General features: G+C 42.5%; 10 protein-coding genes and 2 riboswitches. Of the genes, 3 read left to right on the forward strand and 7 right to left on the reverse strand.

From position 1 onward, the window contains the following. The first annotated feature begins 143 nt into the window (after positions 1 to 143). On the forward strand, positions 144 to 1835 hold the full coding sequence (locus N780_RS06155) for a methyl-accepting chemotaxis protein (protein WP_036781435.1): 1692 nt from the start codon (positions 144 to 146) through the stop codon (positions 1833 to 1835). A 391-nt stretch (positions 1836 to 2226) separates the two neighbouring features. Then, positions 2227 to 2312, reverse strand: a riboswitch (cyclic di-GMP riboswitch). A gap of 222 nt (positions 2313 to 2534) precedes the next feature. Here N780_RS06155 and N780_RS06160 read toward each other — a convergent pair. Further along, complete coding sequence (locus tag N780_RS06160) at positions 2535 to 3698, reverse strand: iron-containing alcohol dehydrogenase (protein ID WP_036781437.1); 1164 nt, start codon at positions 3696 to 3698, stop codon at positions 2535 to 2537. A gap of 87 nt (positions 3699 to 3785) precedes the next feature. Then, a complete protein-coding gene (locus N780_RS06165) occupies positions 3786 to 4670 on the reverse strand; it encodes a LysR family transcriptional regulator (RefSeq protein ID WP_036781441.1) in 885 nt (294 codons plus the stop codon). Between the two features lie 161 nt (positions 4671 to 4831). On the opposite strand from N780_RS06165, the gene N780_RS06170 reads away from it, so the two are divergent. After that, positions 4832 to 5377, forward strand: a complete 546-nt coding sequence (locus N780_RS06170; protein WP_036781443.1) for a flavodoxin family protein — start codon at positions 4832 to 4834, stop codon at positions 5375 to 5377. Positions 5378 to 5582: 205 nt separating this feature from the next. Here the strand turns inward: N780_RS06170 and N780_RS06175 are convergent, their stop codons facing one another. The 5 genes from N780_RS06175 to N780_RS06195 all read right to left on the reverse strand — a co-directional run bounded on the left by N780_RS06175 (position 5583) and on the right by N780_RS06195 (position 11037). Further along, complete coding sequence (locus tag N780_RS06175; protein WP_036781445.1) at positions 5583 to 6560, reverse strand: ABC transporter ATP-binding protein; 978 nt, start codon at positions 6558 to 6560, stop codon at positions 5583 to 5585. After that, a complete protein-coding gene (locus N780_RS06180) occupies positions 6557 to 7531 on the reverse strand; it encodes an ABC transporter ATP-binding protein (RefSeq protein WP_036781448.1) in 975 nt (324 codons plus the stop codon). The genes N780_RS06175 and N780_RS06180 overlap by 4 nt, the downstream gene beginning before the upstream one ends. Before the next feature lie 25 nt (positions 7532 to 7556). Beyond that, the gene (locus N780_RS06185) at positions 7557 to 8441 is read right to left on the reverse strand and encodes an ABC transporter permease subunit (RefSeq protein WP_036781449.1); all 885 of its coding nucleotides are present in this window, start codon (positions 8439 to 8441) and stop codon (positions 7557 to 7559) included. After that, positions 8441 to 9370 carry a nickel ABC transporter permease gene (gene nikB, locus N780_RS06190; protein WP_036781451.1) on the reverse strand — a complete coding sequence of 310 codons (930 nt, stop codon included), beginning with the start codon at positions 9368 to 9370 and terminating at the stop codon, positions 8441 to 8443. Before nikB ends, N780_RS06185 begins: the two co-directional genes overlap by 1 nt. A 68-nt stretch (positions 9371 to 9438) precedes the next feature. Beyond that, positions 9439 to 11037, reverse strand: a complete 1599-nt coding sequence (locus N780_RS06195) for a glutathione ABC transporter substrate-binding protein (RefSeq protein ID WP_036781452.1) — start codon at positions 11035 to 11037, stop codon at positions 9439 to 9441. Positions 11038 to 11202: 165 nt separating this feature from the next. Here N780_RS06195 and N780_RS06200 point away from each other — a divergent pair, with 165 nt between their 5' ends. Beyond that, the gene (locus N780_RS06200; protein WP_036781454.1) at positions 11203 to 11940 is read left to right on the forward strand and encodes a gamma-glutamyl-gamma-aminobutyrate hydrolase family protein; all 738 of its coding nucleotides are present in this window, start codon (positions 11203 to 11205) and stop codon (positions 11938 to 11940) included. 68 nt (positions 11941 to 12008) lie between these two features. Beyond that, positions 12009 to 12116, forward strand: a riboswitch (SAM riboswitch). The last annotated feature ends 31 nt before the right edge of the window (positions 12117 to 12147 follow it).

The following is a 12147-nucleotide window of genomic DNA, read 5'->3' on the forward strand; positions in this document are numbered from 1 at the left end:
CTAACATTTTAACCTATTTTAATTGATATTGTTTCATAATGACCGATAAAAAGGAGGATAGGTTTTTTTACCCACATATTTGGAATTAGAGGGAGCCTTATGAATGATGCGTTTATAAGAATTGAAAAGAAAGGGTGGGTCACTTGAAAATATCCAAGTTAGTAAAAGGAATTGGGTTAACCGTTACGTTGCTTGGTGCAGTTGCCATCATTAGTTTATCATTGCTATTTATGAGTATCAGCAACCGAACAGAAGCAGTCGAACAACAAATGAAGTTTCAAAGCCTAGGACGTCAGGTCCAGGAAGCGTCAGATTTTTTGACGAACCAGGTACGCATTTACTCCCAATACGGAGCACCGGAAAATCTTGAAAACTATAACACCGAAGTAAAGAAAACAAAGCGGAGAGACAGCGCCTTAGACGAATTAGCTACATACAATGTTCCTGACGATATCATGGCTCATGTAGAAGAAGCTGTGAAGAAATCAAATGAATTAGCACAAATCGAAGCAAAAGCCATTTCTTCTGTTGAGAAGAACAATATGGAGATGGCTCAAATGAGAGTGTTTGATCAGAATTATCAAAGTATGAAAGCTAGTATTGATGAGAATTTAGCAACATTCCAGATTGAGCTTGTAGCCCTCGGAGCTCGTAAAGCAGGCTCAGCCAAACGCCAAATGGAGACCTTTTTATACTTAACGATTGGTGCAGTAGGACTTATGATTTTGTTAAGCGCGACTACATATCTGACGCTTTATCGCAGAATTAAGCCACTAGGTAAAGTGACCAACTTAGCAAACGAAGTCGCTCAAGGAAGGTTAGATTCAGATGACATTCATCACCACTCAAAAGATGAAATTGGTTCTCTTACAATCGCTATTAATGGAATGAAAAACGATTTAAAGGATATGATCTCAAACATCGCGAGCGTCTCCTCTACTGTCACAAAACAAAGTGAGGAATTCACACAGTCTTCTTATGAAGTAAAAGAAGGAAGTGAACAAATCGCAGTAACCATGGAAGAGTTATCGTCTGGAGCTGAAACACAAGCGACTAGTTCCTCTCGCCTTGCAGTCATGATGGATCATCTCCTCAAAGAAATTCAACAAGCGCACAGGAGCGGCGAAACGATCTCAAACACATCAGCAAGCGTGTTAACGATGACAAAAGAAGGCACAGACTTAATGAATCAGTCTGTTGAGCAAATGGAGCGAATCGATGGCATTGTGAAAACATCGGTTGATAGCGTAAGAGGGCTAGATGCTCAGTCGAAAGAAATATCAAAACTTGTTAAAGTCATCCGAGACATTGCCGACCAAACCAACCTCTTATCGTTAAACGCGGCAATTGAGGCAGCACGTGCAGGAGAACACGGTAAAGGGTTCGCGGTTGTGGCTGATGAAGTAAGGAAGTTGGCTGAACAAGTCTCCCATTCTGTTGTCGAAATCACAGGAATCGTTCAAACCATTCAGTCGGAATCCGCTACTGTTGTGCAGTCTTTAGAACAAGGATATGCTGAGGTTGATAAGGGATCAAAACAAATTAAAGTGACAGGTGAAACATTCGAGAGTATTTATCAGTCCGTGTCAGATATGGCCTCAAACATCCAGCAAGTCACCACAACGCTAACCGAAATCGTAGATAACAGCCAAGAAATGAATCATTCTATAGAAGAGATCGCGTCTGTTTCAGAAGAATCTGCAGCAGGTGTTGAACAAGCCGCAGCGTCTGCAGAGCAATCGAGCAGTTCTATGGAAGAGATCTCTAACCGCTCTAAAGAATTAGCTGAACTTTCTGAGCGATTAGACGATGAAGTAAATAGGTTCTCCCTATAAAGAAACGCCCAAGCTTATGATAAGCTTGGGCGTTTTATTTCTTATTTACAAGAAATATTGTCCTCTTCTTCATTAATTAAGTCATCTAACTTCTGAATAAGTAGATCAATATCTTCTTTTGTAATTCGATTGTTTGGGTTGTTTTCCATGGTTGATTGATTCCTCATATCCAATGTATTCTTTTTTGGTATGCGATTGCCTCATGATCAAGCAAATAGTACAGTCTTTATATGCTTATGAACACTCCTCTTCACTATACCCTATCCTTAGAACTTTAATCGTTTAGCGAAAAAATACACGTTCTTCGTTTTGATTCCCTCCAAGTAAACATAAAAGACACAATGAAAAGGAATAGATTAAAAAAAGAAGTCTCAAACGAAGACCTCTCGAAAGTTGCAGCCCGACGACCGTGTTCCTTAAGACTTTAGGCTCGTGGCTTTGCGTCCATACCTTTCGATATATTTGCCTATTTACGTTGTAATCTAGTATTAAAAGTACCATATATGTGACTTTTTTTCTATATATTTCTTGGGCTCTGTTAGTGTTGGATTTATTATTCTTTAAAGATTTCTAGTAAAGTTACTATGGAGTCACTGATTGATATAGCTAATTCAGTTGATTATGAAAGCAACTAGCTTCGCCTACTAAATAAAAGGAGCGCCTCTATTGGATAGATGCGCTCCTTTTATATGTAACGTGCTATAATGAACGATTCAGAATATCAAGAACGCTAGCATGGTCCATCTCTTTGTACGTCCCGACACCTGGCTTGATAAATGTTTTCTTAACAATGTCATCGAAATGGGCAGCATCAATCTCGTAGTCGCTTAATCGATCGGGTGCTCCAATTGAATTCCAGAAGTCACGTAAGGCTTTTGCCCCTTCAAGCGCCACTTCCTTATCTTCTTTTCCTTCAGGTGACACTCCAAGGACTCTCACAGCTAACTGCTTTACACGTGTTGGATCTTCTTCAAGTACGTGCTCTAACCAGTTAGGGAACAAAATCGCCAATCCGCCTCCATGAGGTATGTCATAGACTGCACTGATCGCATGCTCAATGCGGTGTGTAGCCCAATCTCCGCCATCTGTTCCATTAGAGAGTGTTCCATTAAAAGCAGTGGTACTAAGGTACATCATCGTTTCACGGTGGTCGAAGGATCGAGGATCTCTAACAAGCTTCGGTCCTGTTTCAATGGCTGTCCTTAATAAGGACTCAATAAACCCATCGATCATTGGCGTATTCTCTGTACGATGAAAGTAATGCTCTAATGCATGGGACATACTGTCAACGATTCCATATACCGTTTGTTCTTCAGGTACTGAGAACGTATAGGATGGATCAAGAATAGAGAATGTTGGATACACATGTGGTGAACCCCAGCCAATTTTATCTTTCGTGTCCCAATTTGTAATGACAGATACAGGGTTCATCTCAGATCCTGTTGCTGCCAATGTAAGCACAGTGCCAAGGGGAATGGCTGATTCGATAGGAGCTTTCTGTGTAAATAAATCCCACGCCTCACCATCATAATGAGCAGCAGCCGCAATTCCTTTTGTACAATCAATTACACTCCCCCCTCCAACAGCTAAAAGGTAGTCGATTTGTTCTTCTTTACAAATCGCAACCCCTTTCTCTACCGTTGTTAAACGAGGATTCGGTTCAACCCCAGAAAGTTCAAAGACAGAAGCATTCATACTATTCAACTGACCCATTACGGCATCATAGACACCATTCCTTTTAATACTTCCGCCCCCATATACAAGGAGAACCCGGCTGTCTTCAGGAATTTCTGTTGCAATATGTTCAACTTGACCTTCGCCAAAATAAAGTTTAGTTGGATTGTGTTGTAAAAATGTATTCATAAAATCACCTCACCGGCCATCATACCATGCTAAGGGAGCCAACCATTATGCAAGGTTTTTAATGATAGATATCAATAAAAATGATGGCTACTCTGCTTGATCTGTTATAAGGGTCAATAACTCTTGAATTGGAGGTGTAATCCACTTCTTCTTTTGGTATACAAGCTGCGTCCATAAGGTTAACTTCTCATGGTGAAACGGTAGCTCAACTACCTTATTCTGCTTTAATTCCTGTTCTACCGTAATCTTAGGTAAGAGCGCAATCCCAAGACCATCTGCTACACATTGCTTGATCGCTTCGAGGCTAGTAAAAGATATGACAGATTGAATGTCTACCCCTTCTTCTCGAAGCAAGTCCTCAAACAAAGTGCGGTATGAACAGCCCTGTTCTGTCAAAATAAGTGTTTCCGCTGCCAAAGCTTTTAGATCCAGATGAGACTCTTTTGATAACGGATGATTAGGTGGGGCAATGAGTACGAGTTCCTCTTCTCGAATTGGAATCGTGGTTAAGCTTGGATGATTCACATACCGATCTAAAAGGATAGCTACATCAAAATTGGCCTCGACCGTTCCTTGCTTTAAATTCGGACAAAGCCCTGCCTCAAGTTGAATAACAAGGTCGGGATGACGTGTTTTTAATGATTTAATATAAGGCGTGATAAAATAGGCAGCCAAAGATTCGACCGTCCCAATTCGAATTGTACCTCTTACAGAGCTCCCTTCTGATAACCGAATTTTCGCTTCATCTAATAGATTCTCCACTTGTTTTGTGTAGTAGAGTAGTTCTTCACCTGAAGATGTAAGACGCATCCTTTGCCCTACTCGCTCAAATAACTTTATTCCATAATAATCTTCTATCTTTTTAATTTGTGTCGTTACGCTTGATTGAGCGTACCCCAAAGCTTCGCCGGTCTTTGTATAACTTCCTGACTTGACTACCTCGTGGAAGGTTTCAAATAACTTTAAATCCATACCTGTCTCCCATCAATATTTTGAATGATTAGTATCATCTATTATAGATAACGTTGATGGTGCATACAATGGTACAATTTAAAAAGGCAATAATCCTATTGGGGTTTATGATCCTCCCTAAAAGCCCCTTTATATGGAAAACACTAAGAAGGAGTGATACGATGAAAATTTTAACGCTTCTAGGCAGTTCAAGGCGTGAGGGGAATACGGAATATCTGGTTCATCAGATCATGGACGGGGTTCAGCATACGGAACTTTTTTTAGGCGATTATAAACTCGATCCGATTATTGATGAGCGCCATAGCGAGAAAGGATTTTCTCCTTCTGCAGATGATTATGAATGGGTTCTAGAACAACTGCTAGCTCATGATATCATCATATTCGCAACGCCTGTCTATTGGTTCGGAATGTCTGCGCAAATGAAGATTTTCTTTGATCGCTGGAGTCAGTATTTAAGAGATGAGCGCTTTAACATGAAAGATTCCTTGAGGGAAAAGCAGGCTTATGTGGTGACTGCTGGTGGAAGTAACCCCCATATCACAGCCCTCCCTCTTATTCAGCAATTCGGGCATATCTTTGATTTTGTTGGTATGACTTATACGGACTATGTGATAGCAAACGCTGTAAAGCCAGGGGAAATTAAATCAGATCTTCTTGCACTAGAAAAAGCGAAGCAGTGGAACGCACATTTTAAGACCTTAACGTAAAGAAGCCCTCCCGGTTAGCGGGAAAGGCTTCTTTTTTCATATATATGAGAGTCTTATACACGATTAAAACCGTTTTTTAGGCCAATTCTGCTAACAAAGCTAGAGTACAGCAGCAGACACCCTTTCGTTCACTACCGTACTAACGCGTGCCTGGCACCCTTCACTTCTCTACTGCACTGACGCGTGTCTGGCACGCTTTACTTCACTAAAGCTCGTCAAGGAGGTGGCAGGCGGCGGTGTGGCCTGTTGTTTCGGCTGTTTGGAGCTCTGGTGTTTCGTTCACACAGCGGTCCCAGGCGAACGGGCAACGAGTGTGGAAGGGGCAGCCTGATGGTGGATTTGAGGGGCTTGGTAGGTCACCTTCTAGGACAATCCGCTCCCTCTTCGCTCTTGGATCCGGAACTGGTACAGCTGATAGTAGCGCTTTGGTATATGGGTGCTGTGGATTCTGTATGATAGAGTCACGATCTCCAATTTCCACGAGCTTCCCTAAGTACATAACACCAATACGATCTGAAATGAAATCAACAACACTTAAGTCATGCGCAATGAATAAATACGTTAAGTCGAATTCATCTTGGAGGTCTTTCAACAAGTTCAATACTTGAGATTGAATCGACACATCTAATGCAGAAACAGGCTCATCGGCAATGATCAGCTTCGGCTTAACAGCCAGAGCTCGAGCTATCCCAATACGCTGTCGTTGTCCACCGCTGAATTCATGCGGATAGCGTTCTGCAACCTTGCGAGGCAACCCAACTGTATCTAGTAGTTCGTATACTCTTCTATCAATTCCATTAGAGGTTTCCATTTCATGAACGATTAACGGCTCAGCAATAATATCTCTAACCGTCATGCGAGGATTCAAGGAAGCATAAGGATCCTGGAAAATCATTTGAAAATCTTTCCTAGCTTTCTTCAAGGCCTTGCCTGACAATTGGTCCAAACGCTCACCATCAAAGGTGATTGTCCCTTCTGTCGCCTCAAGCATTTGCATTATCATTCGGCCGGTTGTCGATTTTCCGCAACCTGATTCTCCAACGAGCCCAAATGTTTCACCTGGATTAATATCAAACGATACACCATCCACGGCTTTGACCACCTGTTTGGAACTTTTACGGAAACCTTTTTGACTTACGAAATGCTTCTTCAAACCATCGACCTGTAATAGCGGTTCTTTCATTCTGTAGCCTCCTCTCGCTCGTGCAGCCAGCACCTGTTCTTACCATCAAATAAAGGCGGTTCTTCTTCCCAGCAATGGTCCATAACAAATGGACACCGGTTTGCGAACTTACACCCTTTTGGACGGTCTTCTACTGTAGGCACTTGACCTTGAATGGAATCTAAACGATCTTCTTTCGCTCCGAGTTTCGGAATGGAACCAAGAAGTCCCTTTGTATAAGGATGCTTCGGATTCTCAAAGATCTCATACACGCTTCCCTGCTCAACGATGCGACCTGAATACATCACAGCCACCCGGTCACACATCTCAGCAATAACACCTAAGTCATGCGTGATAAACAGAATCGACGTGTTGTGCTGATCACGCATGTTGCGCATGACATCTAAGATCTGGGCCTGTATCGTTACATCCAGAGCTGTTGTCGGTTCATCAGCAATTAACACTTTCGGATCACACGACATTGCCATCGCAATCATCACACGCTGACGCATCCCTCCTGAAAGCTGGTGAGGATATTCGTTCATAATCGCTTCTGAACGAGGAATGCCTACCTGATTCAGCATGTGAATCGCATGCTTCCTCGCATCCGTCTGACTTATTCGCTGATGCTCTCGAATCGCTTCTACAAGCTGCTTTCCAATTTTCAAAACAGGGTTCAACGAAGTCATCGGTTCTTGGAAAATCATGGAGATATCATTTCCTCGTACCTTTCGCTTTTGTCGATCTGTGAATTTTAATAGATCTTGCCCTTGGAATAGCACTTCTCCTCCTGTCACTTCCCCTGGAGTTTCATCCAGAAGCTGCATTACAGATAAGGAGGTTACACTTTTACCACTTCCGGACTCCCCAACGAGACCAACGATTTCACCAGGATAAAGGGATAGGTCAATCCCCTCCACAGCCGGAATCGTTTCACCGTCAACGCGGAAGCTTGTATACAGTTGATTTATTGATAAGATTGGTTCTGACATCTTCCTTCTCTCCCTTCGCTACGGCCTAATCTCGTATTTTCGGATCGAGCGCATCACGCAGTCCATCCCCTAATAAATTAAAGGCAAGCACGGTAAGGAAAATCGCAAGCCCCGGGAAAAACGTTACGTGTGGCGCATTGTTTAAATAATCGCGACCATTACTAAGCATGGCTCCCCATTCTGGTGTAGATGGATCAGCGCCAAGTCCTAAGAAACTAAGTCCAGCTGCAATTAAAATCGCTGAGCCAATACGCATCGTGAAGTACACAATTAGCGTCGAGACCGTGCCTGGAAAAATGTGCTTCATAATTACTCGAAAGTGAGAAGAACCGATGGATTGAGTCGCTTCCACATAAAGCGTTGATTTAATGGCTAGCGTGCTACTTCTGATAATGCGTGCAAAGACAGGCACACTAAAAATCGCCACAGCCATAACGACATTAAAAAGGCCAGGCCCTAAAATCGCAATGATCCCAATCGCAAGAAGCATGCCAGGAAACGCAAGCAAGACGTCCATTACACGCATAATCGCACTATCCACCCACTTGCCAAAATAACCACTTATAATGCCAAGAATCGTTCCTAATAAAGCGCCTATAAAGACAGACGATAATCCGACTGATAGAGAAATCCAAGCTCCGTGAAGGATACGGCTAAAGATGTCCCTACCGAAATCATCAGTACCAGCTAAGTGTTGCCAAGAAGGTCCTGATAAAAGATTGTCATAATCGTATTCTTGGGGGCCATAAGGAGCGATGAACGGACCTATAGCGGCAACAATAAATAATAGAAGTAAAAAGACCCCTGCTGCGAAGGAGACTTTTTGTTTCTTGAAAGATTTCCAAAACTGTTGGAAAGGGGTTACTTTCTTCTCCTGCTCCTCTTCTTTTCTAGTCGCTGCTTCCGCCATTATGACCCCTCCTCATAGCGAATTTTTGGATTTAAGAATCCGTATAGTAGGTCAACTAAAAGATTAATAAGTAAGAACTCGAGCGAGAATAATAGAATCTCTGACTGGATTACGGGATAATCTCGAGCTGTTATGGAATTAATTAACAATCTCCCGAGGCCCGGCCAACTAAAGATCGTTTCTGTAATAATGGAGCCACTTAACAAGAATCCAAACTGCAGTCCAGACATCGTGACGACCGGAATGAGTGCATTTCTGACGGCATGTCGATTAATAACCTTAAATTCGGTCAACCCTTTTGATCGCCCTGTGCGAATGTAATCTTCTTTTAACACATCCATTAATGACGATCTCGTGAAACGGGCAATAATAGCCGCTACACCTGCTCCGAGTGTAAAGGATGGAAGGATATACGTTTCAATTCCCCCAATTCCTCCTGTCGGGAACCAGCCCAACTGAACGGAGAATAGTTGAATCATCATAAGTCCAAGCCAAAAGGACGGGATCGATACACCAGATACCGCGAAAAACATGGACAAGTGATCTGGCCATTTATTTCGTTTAACAGCTGAAATAACGCCAATTAAGAGACCAAACAGGAGCGCCCAGGCCATACTGGCTAGTGTCAGTCTAAGGGTCGGACCAAAGCGCTCGACTAACATGTCTAGAACAGGGCGCCCTGTTACAATCGACTGTCCTAGATCGCCTTGAAATAGATTCCCCATATAGTCCATATACTGCTTGTACAACGGCTGATCTAATCCGTACTTTTCACGGATATTCTCAATTTCTTCAATCGTCGCGTCCGTACCGGCGATTAACCTCGCGGGGTCACCGGGTATCAAGTGAACGAACATAAAGGCTATTAGAGATATAACAAACAATAGCGGAATCATACCCAATATCCGCTTCACACTATACTTCAGCATGAGCTCCCTCCTTTTTTACGTATATAAGCAATGAAAGAGGCTGAGCTAATCGCTCAACCTCTCCTTGGTTATTCTGATACGATTTCTGCTTGTTTAAGATCCATAACGCCTGAAGAAAGCATCGTTAAGCCTTGAACGTAATCCTGCTTTCCGTAAAGAATATCTGGTACGGCAAGAGGTACCCAAGGGGATTCATCCCAAATGATCTTTTGCGCCTCAGCGTAGTATTCACCGCGCTCTTTGTCATCAGCAGTGGATAATCCTTTTTGAAGCAGTTCATCCACTTTTTCATTCTTATAGTAAGCTGTGTTGTAGGCGTCAGGTGGGAAGGAGTTGCTGCTAAACAGCGGGCGCATACCCCAGTCTGCATCCGCTGTAGATGGAGACCAACCACCGTTATAAAGTTCTAGTTCAGCATCTTCAGGGTTGTCCACTCCCCAAATTTTATCACCTAAGGTTCCGCCTTCCATTGGTACAACATTTAATGTTACGCCAACTTGACTAAGCTGCTGTTTATAGAATGACATCATTTTTTGTTTCAATGAGCTTGTACCGCCCCAAATGGTTGTTTCAAAACCATCTGGATAACCCGCTTCAGCTAGTAGTTCTTTAGCTTTTTCTGGGTCATATTCGTAAACCTCTTGTTCTTCATAGTGTTGAGTATTCGGTGCGATGACGGATTTCGTCTGAGTTGCATAGCCATCGTAAACCACTTTAATGTATGCTTCTTTATCGATTGCATAATTCATTGCCTTACGAACTTTCGGGTCTGTAAATGGTTCTTTCATTGTGTTCATAGAGAAGTACTTCACAACAAGAGATGGTTTCGTTTCGATGGAAACGCCCTCTTCTTCTTTAAGAGTTTCAACTTGGTTTGGTGCTACAGGGAAAGCGAAATCTGCTTCTCCTGTTTGTAGCATCGCAACGCGAGAACCACTTTCTGGTACTGGTTTGAACTCGATTTTATCTACTTTCGGAAGTCCTTCCTCGCGGTACTCTTCGTTCTTCTCAACCGTTAGATGGTCGCCACTTTTCCATTCTACGAATTTGAATGGTCCCGTACCGGCCGGGTTACGAGCAATATCTTGATTGCTTTGTTCTAAAGCTTTCGGGCTGATCATTCCAGCTGCTGGGTGTGCAAAGTTGTTCGGCATTGCGCCAAATGGCTCTTTCAACGTGACTTTCACTTCATATTCACTAAGAACTTCTGTTTTTTCAACGAGCTCAAATAATGACGCACGGCGAAGCTGGCTCTCTGGATCTGATAAACGATCTAAGTTTGCTTTTACAGCTTCCGCGTTGAACGGTGCCCCGTCATGGAACGTAATGCCTTCTTTTAGTGTGAATGTAAATTCTGTTGAATCTTCATTCACACTGAAATCTTTTGCTAATACAGGCACTATGTTTAAATCTTCATCAAAACCAAGCAAGCCTTCGTAAATAGCAGACTGTGCAGAGTATGATTGGTTATCGTTCGTGTCATGCGGGTCTAAACTAGTAAAATTACTCTCCACCGCAATTGTTAATCCTTCTTCACTTGAAGGAGGTGTAGTTTTGTCATTATTTTTTGATGATGTGTCTTCCTCTGTATCTCCTCCGTTGCTGCAACCTGCAACGACAAGTACTAGAGTAAGAGATAAGACTGTAAGTAACCGTGATAACTTCAAAGATAACGCCCCTTTTTGTTTATTTTTTTATTGATTATATACAACTACACTAGCTATACTATAATAGCATGTAATTCATATCAAATTACTTGGATTTTATAATAGAAGCATCTGAATGTCAAAAGAAAAAAATTAAAAAAAATTAACAAAAGGAGTTCACTCCGTATGAAACCACTTATTGGTATATCAGGAAGTATTATAATTGATCAGGGCGGTCGCTTCCCTGGATACGACCGTGCTTATGTGAATAATGACTATGTACAGTCTGTATTACGCGCAGGTGGAGTTCCGTTTATTCTCCCTGTTCTTGAAGACGACGAAACGGTTCAAGCGCAAGCTTTAGCGATGGACGGACTAGTTCTTTCGGGAGGACAAGATGTAAACCCGCTGCTCTACAATGAAGAGCCTCTACCGAAGCAGGGCTCACCTTTCCCAGAACGAGATCACTCTGAAGCCATACTAGCAAAAGAAATGATCCGTCAAGGAAAGCCTGTCTTTGCTATTTGCAGAGGGGTTCAACTCTTGAATGTCGCTCACGGAGGTTCGCTGTATCAAGACGTATCGTACATGGAAGAGGAACCTTTAAAGCATGATCAGTACAACAAACCTTGGCAAGAGTCACATTCAATCACAACAGAACCAAACAGCGTAATGCGGGAACAATTCGGAGAGAAAACCATTACAAACTCCTTCCATCACCAGTCGATTAAAGAAGTCGCTCCAGGATTTCGCGCTACGGCATTCGCAGCCGACGGCGTCATTGAAGCGATTGAGAAAGAGGATGAGGAAGGGTTTGTGATTGGCGTTCAATGGCATGCGGAAATGATGACTGCAAAACATGAGCGAATGCAACAGCTATTCAATCGCTTTGTCCACGAAGTCATTCAAGTTAAAAAATTCTGATACCTTATTGCAAGATGAACAATTATTATGTATAGTATAGAGAAAATTATATTTAAACACTTTCTTATTTCTTATTCAGAGAAGCCGAGGGATCTGGTCCGTTGACGCTTCAGCAACCTATCTTGAATGATGTGGTGCTCCTTCCAGCAAGTGATGAATCACTTGAAAGATAAGAAGAAGTGCACCTTACCCATAAAAGGCTCTTCT

The sequence above is a fragment of the Pontibacillus chungwhensis BH030062 genome, from assembly GCF_000770675.1.
Lineage (GTDB): Bacteria > Bacillota > Bacilli > Bacillales > BH030062 > Pontibacillus > Pontibacillus chungwhensis.